Consider the following 15,694-nt stretch of genomic DNA (forward strand, 5'->3'; position numbering starts at 1 on the left):
GTGCCGTTCCGCGGCGCACCGACCCGGGTCCGCGCCCTGGCGGCCGATCGGTGGCAGGCTCGTGCCGAGTTACCGGGAGGTCGCATGGGTGAGCTGGAGCTGGTGGGTCTGCACGAGGACGGGGAGCACCTCGTCCTGGTGGCCCCGGACGGGGCGCGCTTCCGCGTGCGCATCGACGAACCGCTGCGCGCCGCCGTGCGCCGCGACCGCCCGCAGCTCGAGCAGCTGCGCGCGGAGAGCGCCGGGACGCTGAGCCCGCGGGAGATCCAGGCGCGGATCCGCGCGGGTGCCACGACGCAGGAGGTCGCGGACGACGCGGGCCTGCCGATCGAGCGCGTGCGCCGTTACGAGGGCCCGGTGCTGGCCGAGCGGGAGCACATCGCCGAGCAGGCACGCGGCACGCGCGTCGGCCGGGACGTGGGCGCACCGACTCTGGGCGACCTGGTCACCGACCGGCTCGCCGCCCGCGGCGTCGACCTCGCCTCGCTGGCGTGGGACGCGGCCCGCGACGCCTCCGGCCCGTGGGTCGTGCTCGCGCGGTTCGCGGTCGGCGACGCCGAGCACGAGGCCCGCTGGACGTTCGACCCGGCCAAGCGCACCGTCGTGGCGGACGAGGACGAGGCCCGCTGGCTGTCCGAGACCGAGATCCCCGACGAGCCGGTGTCGCGCCGGCACCTCGCCGCGGTGCGCGACGTCGTCTTCGACTTCCAGGGCGACGTCCCGACGCTGCGCGCGCAGGACGGCGACCTGCCGGCCGACCCCGTCGAGCCCGCACCGGACCCGCAGGAGCAGACCGCGTCCCTGCTGGACGACCTGCGCAGCCGGCGCGGCGTGCGCCAGGCCGTCGAGCTCGGTGACGAGGACGACGACGAGTCCGAGGCCTTCGAGGGCTTCGGCCCGCAGCACGCGTTCGACTTCGGCCGGCTCGAGCCTGTCCCCGGCGCGCACCCGGAGGGCGCCGAGGACGAGGCCGTCGTCTATCCCCCGCCTGCTGCCGTCCCCGAGCCGGTCACCACGCCCGCGGCCTCGGCCGCCGAGCACGACGACGCGGACCGCCCGCGCTCCCGGCGCGGGCGCGCGAAGGTGCCCAGCTGGGACGAGATCGTGTTCGGGGCCAAGCCGGAGTAGCTAGAGCGACAGCTCGTCGACCGACGCCAACGTCTGCGCGCTCGTCGACGACGCCCTCGCGGCCGCGGCCGTCATCCGGCGCATGTGGTGCCGGCGGCACAGGACCTCGTACGCCACCTCGTCGGCACCCGCCTGCACGTCGCCGACCACCACCTGGGCGCCCTCGACCACCATGACCCCGCCGACGGTGCGGGCGTTGTGCGTGGCCCGGGCGCCGCACCAGCACAGCGCGCGGACCTGCAGGATCTCGACGCGGTCGGCCAGCTCGACCAGCCGGGCCGCGCCCGGGAAGAGGCGGGCCCGGAAGTCCGTCGAGATGCCGAACACGTAGACGTCGACCGCGAGCTCGTCGACCACGCGGGCCAGCTGCTCGACCTGCGCGGCCGTGTAGAACTGCGCCTCGTCGCCGATGAGGTAGTCGACGGGGCGACCGTGCGTGCGGCGCGCGATGACGTCCGCCCAGAAGTCGGTCGAGTCGTCGACCTCGTGCGCCTGCTGGGTGAGGCCGAGGCGCGAGGAGATCGTCGCGGCGCCGGCGCGGTCCTGCCGCGTGAACAGGACGCCGTCGCGACCCCGGGCCGCGTGGTTGTGGTGCATCTGGAGCGCCAGCGTCGACTTGCCGCTGTCCATGGTGCCCGAGAAGAAGACCAGCTCGGCCATCAGGCGACCACCACGCACGGGACGAGCATCTCGTGGCGCGTGAGCGACCCGTGGACGCCGACGAGGTCGAGCGACGCGAGCGACTGGGTCCGCGAGTCGACGACCGTCGCGCGGCCCGTCATCGCGACGACGACGTCGCCGATGACCGGCAGCACCTGCGCGGAGATCTCGCCGAACCACCCGTCGGCGGCGGCCTCGGCGCGCGTCGCGACGACGGCCGACGCGCCGAGCACGCCGCGCCAGCGCTCCGCGACGGTCGTCGGCTCGACGCCCCGCTCGAGGTGCAGGTGCAGAGCGCGCGGCTCCCCGGCGACCAGCTCCACACCCGCGCCCAGCACGGCGTCCGTCGCGACGTCCCAGCGCGCGGCGCGGTCCACGTCGACCATGCCGTGGTCGGCGGTCACGACGAGCAGCGTGTCGCGCGGCAGCGACCGCGCCAACCGGCCGAGCTCGGCGTCGAGCTCGGCCAGGGCGTCGCCCCACTGCCACGAACCCCAGCCGTGGTGGTGGCCCGCCTTGTCGACGTCGCCCCAGTACAGGTAGGCGACGCCGGGCCGGCGCAGGGCGTCGACCGTGGCGTCCACGCGCGCCGCGAGCGACTCCGCCGGCCGGTACGTCGGCCCGCGCAGCGCTGCCTCCGTCAGGCCCGAGCCGGAGAACCGCAGCGGGCCGATGCTCGTCACGGTCGTCCCTGCGGCGACCAGCCGCTCGAACACCGTGGTCTCCCGCTGCCACTCGCGGGCGGGCGGCAGCCCGGTCCAGCTGACGAGGTTGCCCAGCTGCCCCGTCGCGGGGTCGCGGACCGTGTAGCCGAGCATCCCCGTGCGCCCGGGCGGCAGCGCGACCCCGAAGGTGCCCATCGCGGTCGCGGTGGTCGACGGGAACGTGCTGGTCAGCGGCGTGGAGTCGCCGAGCCGCTGGCGCAGGAACGGGGCGTGGCCCGCGCGCTCCGCGAGGTTGGTGTGGCCGAGACCGTCCACCAGCACCACGCAGACCCGCGAGGCCGACGGCAGGCCCAGCAGCTCCTGCGAGAGCCGCGCCTCCGGGACCTCGTCGACGCCGAGCGCGCCGGCGACGGCCGGGAGCACGCGGCCGAGGCACGGGTACGTCGAGCTCGGCGCCACGAGGTCCGCGGCCTCGAACTCCGCGCGCGCCCGCGCGGACGCGGTCGTCAGAGCGGTCGGCACCTCGAGGTCGGTCATCGCGCCCGCGCGCTCGCCGCCGACAGCTGCCGCGCGAACGCCGTGGCGGCGCGTACCGAGTCGACGCCCTCGGCCGCCGAGCTCACGCGCACGACGACGTCGTCGGGCGCCAGCGTCCCGGTCAGGCCGTGGTCGGCGTCGCACGAGGGGTCGCCGCACGTGGCCGGCTCGAGGTCGACGCGGGAGACCGCGCCCCAGCCGATCACGAGGGTGAGCTCCTGCGCCGGCTGTCCGGGCACGTGCTTCTCGGGCAGCGGCACCACGTGGGTGAGCGCGACGGACGTCAGCTCCGCCAGCGGCACGGCCTCGGTGGTCGCCGAGGCGGACGCCGACGGGTGCTCGGAGTCGGCCGGGTGGTCGTCCACGTGCGCAACGACCAGGCGGGTGGGGGTCAGCACCAGCACGGTGACGTGCCGGCGCACCTCGGCGGCGTCGAACGTCGTCTCGGGGTGGACCAGGTGGGCCACGACCTCCTCGTCGGCGAGGGCCACGTCGAGCACGTCGACGACGAGCTCCGGGTAGTAGCCGGCACGGTGGAGGTCGTGGTGCAGGGCGGGAGCAGCGGGCACGCGCCCATCCTCCCACCTCACCGGCCGAGTCCTGCGAGCACGCACGCCCGTCACACCCTCGACAGCCGTCGGGTGGCGTCGGCCCGGTCCGCTCGCGAGACCGCCACCCGCGCCCCGAGGGCGACCGCGCCGTGCTCGGACACCACCACGGGGTTGAGCTCGAGCGAGCGCAGCTCGGGCAGGTCGTCGGCCAGGACGGCCACCCGGGCGATGATGTCCTCGAGCGCGGCCACGTCGAGCGCGGGCAGACCGCGGTAGCCGAACAGCCGCGGCGCCGCCCGGGCGGTGCGGATCAGCTCGGCCACGTCCACGTCGGTGAGCGGCGGGACGCCGTAGGCGACGTCGCCGAGCAGGTCCGAGGCGTCGCCGGCCAGCCCGAAGCTGATGATCGGGCCGAACAGCGGGTCCTCCACCGACCGCACCACGCACGCGGACCCGTGCGGCGCCATGGCTTGCACCTCGAGCGGCGCGTCGCTGTCCGCCCCCTCGTGCCCCTGCGCCAGCGCGAGCACCTGCGCCACGTCCGCGCGCAGCTCGGTCTCGTCGGCGACGTCGAGACGCACGCCGCCCAGGTCGGCGCGGTGGCGCAGGGCGGCGACGGTCGTCTTCAGCGCGACCGGCCAGCCGATCCGTTCGGCGGCGGCCACGGCCTCGTCGGCGTCGCGCACACGGACCGAGGGCAGCACGCTGAGCCCGACCGTGGCGAGCAGCTGCGCGGTCCTCTCGGCGTCGAGGGCGAGCGTGGCCTCGCCGGGCCCCTCGGCGGCGAGCCAGCCTGCGACCAGGCGGCGGGCCGCCCGCGTCCTGGCCCCGGCCGGGTGCAGCGGGCGGCCGCGGTCCCCCGCGCGCCACTGGGCATAGCGAGCGGCGTGCCCAAGGGCCAGGGCGGCGTCCTCGGGCGTGCTGTAGGCGGGCACCGTCCACTGCCGGCCGTCCTCGTCGCTGGCCGTCAGCTCGGGGGTCAGACCGTGCAGGTCGTAGATGCAGGCCACCGTGGTGCGCCCGGACCGTGCCGCCGCCCGCGCCACGGCTTCCTGCAGCACGGCGTCCGGCCCGCCGACCGTCGGGATGCGCACCACGACGACGACGTCGCTGTCCGGCGTGGCGTAGAGCTCGTCGACCGCGGCCCGGACCGCGTCGGGCGGGGCGTCCTCCGCCAGCAGCTGCACGTGCCCGCTGACCACCAGCCCCGCCGCGGCCGTCGCCTCGGCGACCAGCGCCGCGACCGAGTTGGAGCTCGCCAGGATGGCGGTGCGCCGGCCGGCCGGGAGCGGCTGGTGGGCGAGGACCTGCGCGACGTCGAGCAGCTGGTGGGTGTTCTCGACCCGGACGACGCCGGACTGGCGGAGCACCTCGGCGAGCGTGCGCGGCGGGGCGTGCGTCGGCCGCACCGCGTGGCCCGGCGGCACCACCTGACCCGACCGGCCGGCGGTCACGACGATCACCGGCTTGATCAGCGACAGGCGCCGCGCGACGCGGGAGAACTTGCGGGGGTTGCCCAGCGACTCCAGGTACAGCCCGACCACGTCGGTGCCGTCGTCGTCGGCCCAGAACTGCATGAGGTCGTTCCCCGAGACGTCCGCCCGGTGCCCCGCGGAGACGAACTGCGACAGCCCGATGCCCCGGCGCCGCACGGCCGCCAGCACGGCCACGGCCAGCGGCGCGGACTGGCAGAACAGCCCGATCCGGCCGGGTGCCGGCGGCGTGCGGGCCAGCGAGGCGTTGAGCTGCAGGCCCCCGTCACGCGTCGAGACGATCCCGTACGAACCCGGTCCGACCACGCGCATGCCCGCCCCGTGCGCGGCGCGGAGCAGCGCGCGCTGCCGCTCGAGTCCGTCGGGGCCCTGCTCGGCGAACCCCGCGGTGAGCAGCACGAGGCCCCGCACGCCCAGCCGGGACAGGTCGCGCACCACGTCGGTCGTCTCGGCGGCGGGAACGGCGACGACGGCGAGCGCGACCGGGCCGGGCACGTCGGCCAGCCGAGCGTGCGCGCCGGCCCCGGGCACGCCGACCGCGTGCACGACGACGGACGGGTCCCCCGCGCGCAGGTCCTCCAGCACGCCCGCGGCGAGCCGACCGGCGAACGACCCCGCCTGGTCGGCGCCCGGCCCCACCACCACCACCGAGTCCGCGTGCAGCAGGTCGCGCATCGACCGCGCCTCGGCCCGGTGCTCGCGGTCGGCCATCACCGCGAGCGAGCGGTCGGTCGGGTCGATGTCGAAGCCCACGGCGACCACGCCGTCCTCGGTGTTCTGCCGGACCTCGTAGCCGGCCTCGCGGAACGTGCCGATCATGCGGCCGTTCTGCGGCAGCACCTCGGCGACGAACCGCCGCACGCCGCGCTCGCGGGCGGCCGCGGCGAGGTGCTCGAGCAGCACGGACCCGAGGCCGCGGCCCTGGTGCGCGTCGGCGATGTTGAAGGCGACCTCCGCCTCGTCGTCGTCGATCTTGTCGTAGCGCGCGACGCCGATGATCTGCTCCACGGCGTCGGGGTCGACCGCGCTCGACACGGCGACCAGCGCGACGCGGTCGACGTGGTCGACGTTGACCAGCCTCTGCAGGTCACGCTCGGGGAGCCGTTCGAGGGGGGCGAAGAACCGGAGGTAGGTCGACCGCTCGGACTGGCCGACGTGGAACGCCTGCAGCGCGTCGGCGTCGGTGGGCCGCATCGGCCTTACGTGCGTGGTCGAGCCGTCGCGCAGCACGACGTCGGCCTCCCACGCGGACGGGTACGCGGGTACCGGTCGTGCGCGGTCGTCAGCCTCGACGTCTGCCATGTGCGCCACGGTAGTGCGGCGTGCCGCCCACTGGGGCCCCCGATCAGCGCGCCGCGGCTCGTCGGAGCGCCCGCACGGTCCACAATGGTCGCCGCACCGCAGACCGGCCCCCCCGAGGAGCAGCACCCATGGCGCGTCGCCCCGCGACCCCCGACCTCCCGCCCGAGGACCTCGTCGAGCGCATCGTCGACATCGACGTCGCCGCCGAGATGGAGGGCTCGTTCCTCGAGTACGCCTACTCGGTCATCTACTCGCGCGCGCTGCCCGACGCCCGCGACGGCCTCAAGCCCGTGCAGCGCCGCATCCTCTTCCAGATGTCGGACATGGGACTGCGGCCCGACCGCCCGTACGTGAAGTCGGCGCGCGTCGTCGGCGAGGTCATGGGCAAGCTGCACCCGCACGGCGACGCCGCGATCTACGACGCGATGGTCCGCCTGGCCCAGCCGTTCTCCCTGCGCCTGCCGCTGGTCGACGGGCACGGCAACTTCGGCTCGCTCGACGACGGCCCCGCCGCCCCCCGGTACACCGAGGCGCGCATGGCACCCGCCGCGCTGGCCATGACCACGGGGCTCGACGAGGACGTCGTCGACTTCGTGCCCAACTACGACAACAAGCTCACGCAGCCCGAGGTCCTCCCCGCGGCGATCCCGAACCTGCTGGTCAACGGCGCGGCCGGCATCGCGGTCGGCATGGCGACCAACATGGCGCCGCACAACCTGGTCGAGGTCGTCGCGGCCGCCCGGCACCTGGTCATGCACCCGGACGCCACCCTCGACGACCTCCTCCGGTTCGTCCCGGGGCCGGACCTGCCGTCCGGCGGCAAGATCGTCGGCCTCGACGGAGTCCGCGAGGCGTACCGGACGGGTCGCGGGGCGTTCCGCACCCGGGCGACCGCGCGCATCGAGAACGTCACGCCCAAGCGCAAGGGCATCGTCATCACCGAGCTGCCCTACACGGTCGGCCCGGAGAAGGTGATCGAGAAGATCAAGGAGGGCGTGCAGAGCAAGAAGCTCTCCGGCATCTCCGACGCGGTGGACCTCACGGACCGCCAGCACGGCCTGCGCCTGGTCATCGAGATCAAGACCGGCTTCCACCCCGAGGCCGTGCTCGAGCAGCTCTACCGCTACACGCCCCTCGAGGACTCGTTCTCCATCAACAACGTCGCGCTCGTCGACGGCCAGCCCCGCACGCTGGGCCTGCGCGAGCTGCTCGTCGTCTGGGTCGAGCACCGGCTGGTCGTCGTCCGCCGCCGCTCCGAGTTCCGGCTGGCCAAGCGGCTCGAGCGCCTGCACCTCGTCGAGGGCCTGCTCGTCGCGATCGTCGACATCGACGAGGTCATCCAGGTCATCCGCACGTCCGACGACGCCGACACCGCTCGAGCCCGCCTGCGCAGCGTCTTCGACCTCTCCGAGCCGCAGGCCGAGTACATCCTCGAGCTGCGCCTGCGCCGGCTCACCAAGTTCTCCCGGATCGAGCTGGAGAAGGAGCAGCAGCAGCTGGCCGAGGAGATCGCGGAGCTGCGCGAGATCCTGGCCGACGACGCCCGGCTGCGCGCCCTCGTCTCCGACGAAATGGCCGAGGTGGCAGCGACGTACGGCACCCCGCGCCGCACGATCCTGCTCGAGTCGGCGGGCGGCACGTCGGTCACCGGCGCCCCCGCCCCCCGCGGCGGCGCCGCACCCCTCGAGATCGCCGACACCCCGTGCTGGGTGCTCCTGTCCGGCACGGGTCTGCTCGCGCGGACCGCGTCGGAGGACCTGCCGCCCCGGGCCGAGGGCGCCCGCCGGGCCAAGCACGACGTGGTCACCGCTGCGGTGCCCGCCACCGCGCGCGCCGAGGTCGGCGTCGTGACGTCGCAGGGTCGCATCGTGCGCGTCTCGGTGCTCGACCTGCCGGGGCTCCCCCCGACGGACGGTGCGCCCTCCCTGTCCGGCGGCGTGCCGCTGGGCGAGGTGGTGACGCTGCTGCCGCGCGAGCGCGTGGTCGGCCTGACCTCGCTGGCGGCCGACGCCCCCACGCTCGCCCTGGCGACCGTGCAGGGCACGGTCAAGCGCGTGACCTCGGGCGACGTCCCCGGCAACCGCGACGCGTGGGAGGCCATCTCGCTCAAGGACGGCGACGAGGTGGTCGGCGTCGCCGCGGTCACCGACACCGACGAGCTGGTGCTGGTCGCCTCCGATGCCTCCCTCCTGCACTTCCCGGCCTCCGCCGTACGCCCGCAGGGCCGGGCAGCGGGCGGCATGGCCGGCATCAAGCTCGCCGCCGGTCAGCGCGTGGTGGCCTTCGGAGCCGTCCGCGCCGAGGCGGCCGCGGACGCCGTGGTGGTGACGGTCGCGGGCGCCTCCGGTGCGCTGCCCGGCACCCAGGCGGGCTCGGCCAAGGTGACGCCGTTCGAGGTGTACCCGGGCAAGTGCCGCGCGACGGGAGGCGTCCGGGCGCACCGGTTCCTGCGCAACGAGGACGCGCTCATCCTCGCGTGGGTCGGCGCGTCACCCGCCTGGGCCACCGGCTCGGCCGGCCAGCCGGTCGAGCTGCCGCCGCTCGACCCTCGTCGGGACATGTCCGGCACCGCGCTGACGGCGCCGGTCCACGCGATCGGCTGACCGCCCGGCGCTCAGACGAGCGCCACCACGTTGTCGGGGACCGGCGGCCTCTGCACGTAGCTGCGGACCGGCCGCGGCTCCGGGGCGCGACGCTCGGCGGCGTTCCGGAGGACCACGGCGGACGCGAGCAGGCCCTGCCCGACGACGTACGTCAGCATCACCCAGAAGCCCTGGCCGCCGAGGTGCCAGGAGGGCACGAACGCCTCGAGCGCGATGAGGCTGTCGCTCAGCAGGAATACCGCCCCACCGACGGTCGCGAGGCGCCCGAGCCCGGTCGCGAGCACCGCCATCGCGGTGAGCACGCCGCCGTAGATCGCCACCGGCACGAGCAGGCTTCCCGCGCCCGGCGCGCAGGCGGCGACCAGGCCGACGAGCACCGCGGCGTAGGGCAGCAGCAGGAGCGGGCGGCGATACACCACGGAGCGACGGACGTTCGGGGCGAACGCCACGACGTAGGCCACCTGCGCGAGCAGGAAGAACCCGACCATGACGAGGAACGCGGCGTCGTCCCCGACGAGCGAGGGCACCAGGTCGCCGAGCCACGAGAAGCCGAGCGCCACGAGCGCCCACGTCACGAGGTGGCCGCGGGGCCAGCGGGTCGCCGAGGCCACGACGGCCGCGAGCGCCGGCATCAGCAGCCACTGGCTCACCGTCGCGATGTCGTCGGCTCCCGCCCACTGGGCGGTCAGCTGCACGAGCACCAGCACGACGAAGACCGCGACCCACGTGCGCGCGGCCACGGACAGCGAGCGTCCCACGGCGACCTCCTCGAGCCGGACGTCCTCGTCCGGCGACAGAAAACGGCCGGACCTCGTCGTCCCGCCGCGCGAATGTTAACCCGCGCGGAGGCCGTCATGACGCGGTTCGACGCGCGCCTCAGAGCTCGATCGAGAACATGGTCGAGCTGTGGAACACCGCGTAGCCCAGACCCTCGTACAGCCGGTGCGCGCCGGACTGGTTCGCGGTGTCCACGCCGAGCTCGGCCATGTCCATGCCGTCCGCGCGGTAGGCCGCCATGCCCGTGGCCAGCAGCGCCGGCGCGAGCCGCTTGCCGCGCCAGGCCCGCCGCACGCCGAGCAGGTCGGTGTAGCCCGCCTTGTAGCCGATCACGGGCCAGTCCTGCTCGTAGCGTCCCGACACCAGGTAGCCGGCGACGTCTCCCGTGGCGTCGTCGACCGCGACGAAGCTCCACCGGGGGGCGAACATGCTGCGCCCCTGGGCCCAGTCCTCGGCCGTGCGCGGCTCGCTCCCCCAGTGGTCGGCGAACGCCTCGTTGTGCGCCAGCCGCACCTGGTCGTCCAGCTCCGCGCTCCACGGCACGATGCGCAGGCCGTCGGGTACCTCGACCGCCGGGAGCTCGACGTCGAGCGGGCGACGCATCTCGGCGTAGTACCGGACCGGCGTGAACCCGCCCGCCCGCAGGAGCCGGACGGTCGGCTCCGCCTCGTCCTGCGTGAACGACGCGAGCCGGGCCGGGAGCTCCTTGCCCGAGGCCGCGAGCACCTGCCGCCCGCGCGCCACCTCCCAGGCGAGCACCTGTCGCCCGATCCCGCGCCCCCGCCACTGCGGGTCGACGGCACCGTCGAGGAACGCCCGGACCACCCGCGCGTCCCCCGGCGGCTGGTTGACCTGCGCGAAGGCGCGAATGGCACCGTCGGCGTCGATGCCGGCGAGGGTGTCCCGCGTGTGGTCCTTCCAGTCGCCGTCGAACTCCTCGTCGATCTCCTCGGCGGAGGTCCGGAACGGCGCGCCGTCCGCCTCCTCGACGGCCGTGACGAGCCGGGTCAGCGCTGGGACGTCGTCGCGGGTGAGCGGGCGCCAGGTCAGGCCTGGCGTACCGGTCGGGACGGGGGCGACGGCGGGGGCGGCGGCGCGCACGGCGATGGGCGCGAGATCGGTGGTGGTCACCATGCCTACGATCCCCGCCGGCACACCGTCACGGCAACCGAAAAGCGCTCCTGCCGTCCGTCCCCGCGAGCTCGTGGAGTCCGACCCGTCGGCTCGTCGCGACGCTGCCCGTCCGGCGCGACTGCCTGTGCACCGCCGACCGGAACCGGCACGATGGCTCGTGTGTCGACCTCACCCCCGCGGCTGGTGCTCATCTGTGGGCTGCCGGCCTCGGGCAAGTCCACGCTCGCCCGCCGCCTGGCCGCGGAGCTGCCCGCGATCCGGCTCGACAAGGACGCATGGGTGACGCGGCTCGGTGGCGACGTGTGGGACGACGACCTCCGTGACCGTGTCGAGAGCCTGCTGTGGGACCTGACGCAGGAGCTGCTCGGTCAGGGGCAGAGCGTCATCCTCGAGTGGGGGCACTGGGCCCGGGCCGAGCGCGACCAGAAGCGTCTCGGCGCGCGCGCCCTCGGGGCCGAGGTCGAGCTGCGCTACCTCTCCGCGCCGATCGACGAGCTCGTCCGACGAGCGGAGCGCCGCACCGCGACCGGCGAGTGGACGGCCGCACCGATCACGCGAGAGCACTTCGCCACGTGGGCGACCGTCTTCGAGCCTCCCGATGAGGAGGAGGCGCAGCTGTTCGACGACCCGGTCTCCTGAGGGACGCCCTCCTCCGGGTCTCCTGAGGGACGCCCTCGTCGGCGAGACGGGATCGACTCGTCAGAGGGCGGTGGTCACGCGTCGATGCGGCTGCGGTCCAGACCCTCGGCGCCGGCGACGATGAAGTCCTTGCGCGGCGCCACGTCCGAGCCCATGAGCAGCTCGAAGATCTCCTCGGCGCGCTGCGCACCCTCGACGGTCACCCGACGCAGCGTGCGGTGCCGCGGGTCCATCGTCGTCTCGGCCAGCTGGTCGGCGTCCATCTCGCCCAGGCCCTTGTACCGCTGGATGTCGTCCTTGTAGCGCTTGCCGGCCCGGTCCAGCTTCTTCAGCGTCGCTGCCAGCTCGGCCTCCGAGTACGTGTACACGTACTCGTTCTTGCGCCCGCCCCCGCCGATCACCTCGATGCGGTGCAGCGGCGGCACGGCCGCGTACACCCGGCCGGCCTCGACGAGCGGGCGCATGTACCGGAACAGCAGCGTGAGCAGCAGGGTGCGGATGTGCGCACCGTCCACGTCGGCGTCCGTCATCAGCACGATCTTCCCGTAGCGGGCCGCCTCGAGGTCGAACGACCGGCCCGACCCTGCACCCACCACCTGGATGATCGCGGCGCACTCGGCGTTCTTCAGCATGTCCGTGATGGACGCCTTCTGGACGTTGAGGATCTTCCCGCGGATGGGCAGCAGCGCCTGGAAGTCGGAGCTCCGCGCCAGCTTGGCGGTGCCCAGCGCGCTGTCGCCCTCGACGATGAACAGCTCGCTGCGCTCGACGTCGTCGCTGCGGCAGTCGGCCAGCTTGGCGGGCAGCGAGGACGTCTCGAGCGCGTTCTTGCGCCGAGAGATCTCCTTCTGCTTGCGCGCGGACAGCCGCGCGCGCATCTCCCCGACGACCTTGTCGAGCAGCAGCGACGACTGCGCCTTGTGGTCGCGCTTGGGCGACACGAAGATCGCGCCGAGCTCGGTGTCGAGCACCTTGGCGACGATGGCGCGGACCGGGCCGGTGCCCAGCACCTCCTTGGTCTGGCCCTCGAACTGCGGCTCGGCCAGGCGGACGGTGACGACCGCGGTCATGCCGGCCAGCACGTCCTCCTTCTCGATCCGCTCCGAGGTGTCCCGCGCCGAGATCTTGAGCCGCCGGGCGTTCGCGTCGACCGCCTTGCGCATCGTCCGCAGCAGGCCGGCCTCGAAGCCGGCCAGGTGGGTGCCGCCCTTGGGCGTCGAGATGATGTTGACGAAGCTGCGCACCTCGGTGTCGTAGCCAGTGCCCCACCGCATCGCGACGTCGACCTCGCAGGTCCGCGAGACCTCCTGCGCCGTCATGTGCCCGCGCTCGTCGAGCACCGGGACCGTCTCGGTGAACGTGCCCGACCCGGTCAGGTGCCAGGTGTCGGTCACGGCAGTGTCCGGCGCGAGGTGGTCGACGAAGTCGACGACGCCCCCGCTGTGCAGGAACGTCTCCTCGTGCGGCCCGTCGGCGCCCGGGGTGCCCGCGATGCCGCGCTCGTCGCGCACCGTCAGCGTCAGGCCGGGGACCAGGAAGCTGGTCTGCCGGGCGCGCGTGACCAGCTCGTCGTACGCGAAGACCGCGGTCTTGGGGAAGATCTGCGGGTCGGCCCAGTACCGCACGCGCGTGCCGGTGCGCGCCCGGGCGACCTTCCCGCCGACCTCCAGCTCGGAGCCGGACACGAACGGCTCGAACGGGTTGTCGGGGCTGAGGCCGCCGCGGTCGTCGAACGTGCCGGGCTCGCCCCGGTGGAACGTCATGCGGTGCGTGCGGCCGCCGCGGTCCACCTCGACGTCCAGCCGGGCGGACAGGGCGTTGACCACGGAGGCGCCGACGCCGTGCAGGCCGCCCGAGGCGCCGTAGGAGCCGCCGCCGAACTTGCCGCCGGCGTGCAGCTTGGTGAACACGACCTCGACGCCCGTCAGGCCCGTCTTCGGCTCGATGTCCACGGGGACGCCGCGGCCGTTGTCCCGGACCTCGACCGAGGAGTCGGCGTGCAGCACGATCTCGATCCGGTCGCCGTGGCCGCCGAGCGCCTCGTCCACCGAGTTGTCGATGATCTCCCACAGGCAGTGCATGAGACCGCGGCTGTCCGTGGTCCCGATGTACATGCCCGGGCGCTTGCGCACCGCCTCGAGCCCTTCCAGCACGGACAGGTGCCGGGCGGTGTAGCCGGACTGCGAGGAGGTCGTCGTCACGGCCCCGATGGTAGTCGCCGGGCCCGACAGCCCGGCGGCACCATGCCGCCGGCAACAGCCGTGTTGCGGGCCGGTTACAGTCCGCTACGCGGTGAGCGAACCACCCGCTCCGGGTGCATGGGATCCGCTGCCGGGATGGTTCTATGTATTCGTGACCGGGACCATGACGCATCCACTGACCGCGGCCGACCGCTGCGACCGCTGCGGCGCACAGGCCTATGTCCGAGTTGTCCTCCCGGTGGGAGAGCTGCTCTTCTGCGCGCACCACGCGCGCGAGCACGCACCGAAGTTCGCCGAGCTGGCGACGCACGTGCAGGACGAGACCGACCGCCTGCTGGCCGAGCACGGAGCAGGAGCCGGCGCCGCGAGCTGACGCCGCCCGACCGACATCGACGAGGCCCGGACCTGATGGTCCGGGCCTCGTTCGTCGTCTGCCCAGGGGCCCTCGTCCGCCCAGGGTCCCTCGTCCGCCCAGGGTTCCTCGTCCGCTCGGCGTTCGCCGTCGGCTCAGGCCAGCACGTTCGTCCACGCGAGGACGCGGTACGCGCGCACGACGCCGTGGACGACGAACGGGTCGGCCGCCGCGAACTCCTCGGCCGCCTCCCGGCTGGTCAGCACGCACATCGACCCGTTGACCTCGGGCTGCTCGAACGTGCCGATCGCGACGAGCAGCCCGCGGGCCGAGAAGTCCTCGTAGTGGGCGACGTGCGCGGCCATGTGGACCGGCGCGAGCTCGAGCACGTCGGGTCCGGACTCGTAGAGCACGACGTACCGGACCTCCCTCACGGCGCCCCGTCGACGTGGGCGACCAGGCGGTCGAAGATCATGCCCCAGCCGCGCACGTACGAGCCGCCGCGGTAGCCCTCGGGCAGGGCGCACGCGCCACCCAGCTGCTCTTCGGTCATCCGCTCCCACCCGCGGTGCTCCACCGAGACGCGCGTGAGCGCGGCGCCCAGCGGGCGGAAGCGCAGCTCGACCTCCGTGGGCTCCGGGGTGAGCAGCCACGACATCGTGAACCCGTGCGGCGGGTCCCACGCGACCAGCTCGCCCCAGACCCGGGTGGTGCCGTCGTCCCACGTCTCGACGACGCTCCCGCCGAGCCGGCGCTCCATCGACACGTCGCGCACCCGGTCACCGCCCGACGAGAACGGCTCGACCGGCCACCAGACCCCGATCTCCCGGACGAAGACGTCGAACGTCCTGGTCACGTCGGCCCGCACGGTCGTCGCCTGGTGCACCGGCGGGGCGGCGAGCGTGAGCTCAGGCCGTGGCACGGGAGTCCCTCTCGGTGCCGTCGGCCTCGAGCACGCCCGCCTCGATCTCCACGAGCCGGCGGGCGGCGTCCAGCGACGCCGCCCAGGTCTCGTCGAGGTAGGCCCGGAGCCCGGCGAGCCCCTCGGGACGAGACCGGTAGAAGTTGCGCGTGCCCTCGCTGCGGCGGGTGACCAGACCCGCGTCCTCGAGCACCCGCAGGTGCTGGCTCACCGCGGAGCGGCTCACGTCGAACTCCTCCGCGAGCCGGCCCACGGGAACCTCGTCGTGGGCCAGCAGCGTGAGGATCTCGCGGCGCCGCGGCTCGGCGAGCGCGCGCAGGACCGTGTCCGTCGGCGTGTCCGTCTGGCTCACGCCCACAGTCCTACCGCATGCCCGTCCGGGTCGGCGAGGACCGCGATGCTTCCGTTGTCCGCGGGGAGCTTGGTCGGCGGTGTCAGGGTCGACCCACCGAGCGCCTCGGCCTTGGCGAGCGTCGCCGCGAGGTCCTCGACGCGGACGTACAGCAGGATCCCCGGCGGCATCCCGTCCGGGTCCGCGGCGCCGATGCCGCCGCCGACCGCCTCGGCAGGCGCGCCGGTGTCGATCAGCGTGTACCCGCCGAGCTCGGGCGGCGCCTCGCCCGACCAGTCGAACAGCTGTGTGTAGAACTTCCGCGCACGGTCGGGGTCCGTGCTGGTGATCTCGAACCACATGACGGGACTGCCCATGATCCACCTCCGGTCGGCCGGA

Annotated in this window: 15 protein-coding genes; 4 read left to right on the plus strand and 11 right to left on the minus strand. The window is 74.3% G+C overall.

What is annotated here, in order from left to right; all coding sequences use genetic code 11:
• Positions 1–84 precede the first annotated feature (84 nt).
• Positions 85–1,128, plus strand: coding sequence for a septation protein SepH (sepH, locus tag AC1DT4_RS02350; RefSeq protein ID WP_477088159.1), 1,044 nt, complete (start codon positions 85–87; stop codon positions 1,126–1,128).
• On the opposite strand, the gene AC1DT4_RS02355 is transcribed toward sepH, so the two are convergent.
• From AC1DT4_RS02355 to AC1DT4_RS02370, 4 genes are read right to left on the minus strand one after another with little or no spacing between them, the layout of a single operon-like run.
• Positions 1,129–1,788 carry a thymidine kinase gene (locus AC1DT4_RS02355; RefSeq protein WP_477088160.1) on the minus strand — a complete coding sequence of 220 codons (660 nt, stop codon included), beginning with the start codon at positions 1,786–1,788 and terminating at the stop codon, positions 1,129–1,131.
• The gene (locus tag AC1DT4_RS02360) at positions 1,788–2,990 is read right to left on the minus strand and encodes an alkaline phosphatase family protein (protein ID WP_477088161.1); all 1,203 of its coding nucleotides are present in this window, start codon (positions 2,988–2,990) and stop codon (positions 1,788–1,790) included. Before AC1DT4_RS02360 ends, AC1DT4_RS02355 begins: the two co-directional genes overlap by 1 nt.
• Positions 2,987–3,559 (minus strand): DUF5998 family protein, encoded by a 573-nt coding sequence (locus AC1DT4_RS02365; RefSeq protein ID WP_477088162.1) that lies wholly within the window; start codon positions 3,557–3,559, stop codon positions 2,987–2,989. The genes AC1DT4_RS02360 and AC1DT4_RS02365 overlap by 4 nt, the downstream gene beginning before the upstream one ends.
• Before the next feature lie 50 nt (positions 3,560–3,609).
• Entirely contained in the window at positions 3,610–6,336 is a 2,727-nt protein-coding gene (locus AC1DT4_RS02370; RefSeq protein ID WP_477088163.1) for a GNAT family N-acetyltransferase, read from the minus strand.
• Between the two features lie 128 nt (positions 6,337–6,464).
• On the opposite strand from AC1DT4_RS02370, the gene AC1DT4_RS02375 reads away from it, so the two are divergent.
• The gene (locus AC1DT4_RS02375; protein WP_477088164.1) at positions 6,465–8,939 is read left to right on the plus strand and encodes a DNA gyrase/topoisomerase IV subunit A; all 2,475 of its coding nucleotides are present in this window, start codon (positions 6,465–6,467) and stop codon (positions 8,937–8,939) included.
• Positions 8,940–8,950: 11 nt separating this feature from the next.
• Here the strand turns inward: AC1DT4_RS02375 and AC1DT4_RS02380 are convergent, their stop codons facing one another.
• Entirely contained in the window at positions 8,951–9,697 is a 747-nt protein-coding gene (locus AC1DT4_RS02380; RefSeq protein WP_477088165.1) for a lysoplasmalogenase, read from the minus strand.
• A 118-nt stretch (positions 9,698–9,815) separates the two neighbouring features.
• Positions 9,816–10,850 (minus strand): N-acetyltransferase family protein, encoded by a 1,035-nt coding sequence (locus AC1DT4_RS02385; protein ID WP_477088166.1) that lies wholly within the window; start codon positions 10,848–10,850, stop codon positions 9,816–9,818.
• A 159-nt stretch (positions 10,851–11,009) separates the two neighbouring features.
• Here AC1DT4_RS02385 and AC1DT4_RS02390 point away from each other — a divergent pair, with 159 nt between their 5' ends.
• The gene (locus AC1DT4_RS02390; protein WP_477088167.1) at positions 11,010–11,489 is read left to right on the plus strand and encodes a P-loop nucleotide/nucleoside kinase family protein; all 480 of its coding nucleotides are present in this window, start codon (positions 11,010–11,012) and stop codon (positions 11,487–11,489) included.
• Between the two features lie 74 nt (positions 11,490–11,563).
• On the opposite strand, the gene AC1DT4_RS02395 is transcribed toward AC1DT4_RS02390, so the two are convergent.
• The gene (locus AC1DT4_RS02395) at positions 11,564–13,690 is read right to left on the minus strand and encodes a DNA gyrase/topoisomerase IV subunit B (protein ID WP_477088168.1); all 2,127 of its coding nucleotides are present in this window, start codon (positions 13,688–13,690) and stop codon (positions 11,564–11,566) included.
• A gap of 163 nt (positions 13,691–13,853) precedes the next feature.
• Here AC1DT4_RS02395 and AC1DT4_RS02400 point away from each other — a divergent pair, with 163 nt between their 5' ends.
• Entirely contained in the window at positions 13,854–14,063 is a 210-nt protein-coding gene (locus tag AC1DT4_RS02400) for a DUF7455 domain-containing protein (RefSeq protein ID WP_315096168.1), read from the plus strand.
• Positions 14,064–14,197: 134 nt separating this feature from the next.
• On the opposite strand, the gene AC1DT4_RS02405 is transcribed toward AC1DT4_RS02400, so the two are convergent.
• The 4 genes from AC1DT4_RS02405 to AC1DT4_RS02420 are packed head-to-tail and all read right to left on the minus strand — an operon-like array spanning position 14,198 to position 15,672.
• The gene (locus tag AC1DT4_RS02405) at positions 14,198–14,476 is read right to left on the minus strand and encodes a YciI family protein (protein ID WP_477088169.1); all 279 of its coding nucleotides are present in this window, start codon (positions 14,474–14,476) and stop codon (positions 14,198–14,200) included.
• Positions 14,473–14,964 carry an SRPBCC domain-containing protein gene (locus tag AC1DT4_RS02410; RefSeq protein ID WP_477088170.1) on the minus strand — a complete coding sequence of 164 codons (492 nt, stop codon included), beginning with the start codon at positions 14,962–14,964 and terminating at the stop codon, positions 14,473–14,475. Before AC1DT4_RS02410 ends, AC1DT4_RS02405 begins: the two co-directional genes overlap by 4 nt.
• The gene (locus AC1DT4_RS02415; protein ID WP_477088171.1) at positions 14,951–15,316 is read right to left on the minus strand and encodes an ArsR/SmtB family transcription factor; all 366 of its coding nucleotides are present in this window, start codon (positions 15,314–15,316) and stop codon (positions 14,951–14,953) included. The genes AC1DT4_RS02410 and AC1DT4_RS02415 overlap by 14 nt, the downstream gene beginning before the upstream one ends.
• Positions 15,313–15,672, minus strand: coding sequence for a VOC family protein (locus tag AC1DT4_RS02420; RefSeq protein WP_477088172.1), 360 nt, complete (start codon positions 15,670–15,672; stop codon positions 15,313–15,315). Before AC1DT4_RS02420 ends, AC1DT4_RS02415 begins: the two co-directional genes overlap by 4 nt.
• Positions 15,673–15,694 lie beyond the last annotated feature (22 nt).

The organism is Cellulomonas sp. P4_D11 (assembly GCF_056401915.1).

Coding starts and splice junctions, on each gene's coding strand:
- sepH (WP_477088159.1), top strand. CDS start 85: ATGGGTGAGCTGGAGCTGGTGGGTCTGCACGAGGACGGGGAGCACCTC.
- AC1DT4_RS02355 (WP_477088160.1), bottom strand. CDS start 1,788: ATGGCCGAGCTGGTCTTCTTCTCGGGCACCATGGACAGCGGCAAGTCG.
- AC1DT4_RS02360 (WP_477088161.1), bottom strand. CDS start 2,990: ATGACCGACCTCGAGGTGCCGACCGCTCTGACGACCGCGTCCGCGCGG.
- AC1DT4_RS02370 (WP_477088163.1), bottom strand. CDS start 6,336: ATGGCAGACGTCGAGGCTGACGACCGCGCACGACCGGTACCCGCGTAC.
- AC1DT4_RS02375 (WP_477088164.1), top strand. CDS start 6,465: ATGGCGCGTCGCCCCGCGACCCCCGACCTCCCGCCCGAGGACCTCGTC.
- AC1DT4_RS02385 (WP_477088166.1), bottom strand. CDS start 10,850: ATGGTGACCACCACCGATCTCGCGCCCATCGCCGTGCGCGCCGCCGCC.
- AC1DT4_RS02400 (WP_315096168.1), top strand. CDS start 13,854: ATGACGCATCCACTGACCGCGGCCGACCGCTGCGACCGCTGCGGCGCA.
- AC1DT4_RS02420 (WP_477088172.1), bottom strand. CDS start 15,672: ATGGGCAGTCCCGTCATGTGGTTCGAGATCACCAGCACGGACCCCGAC.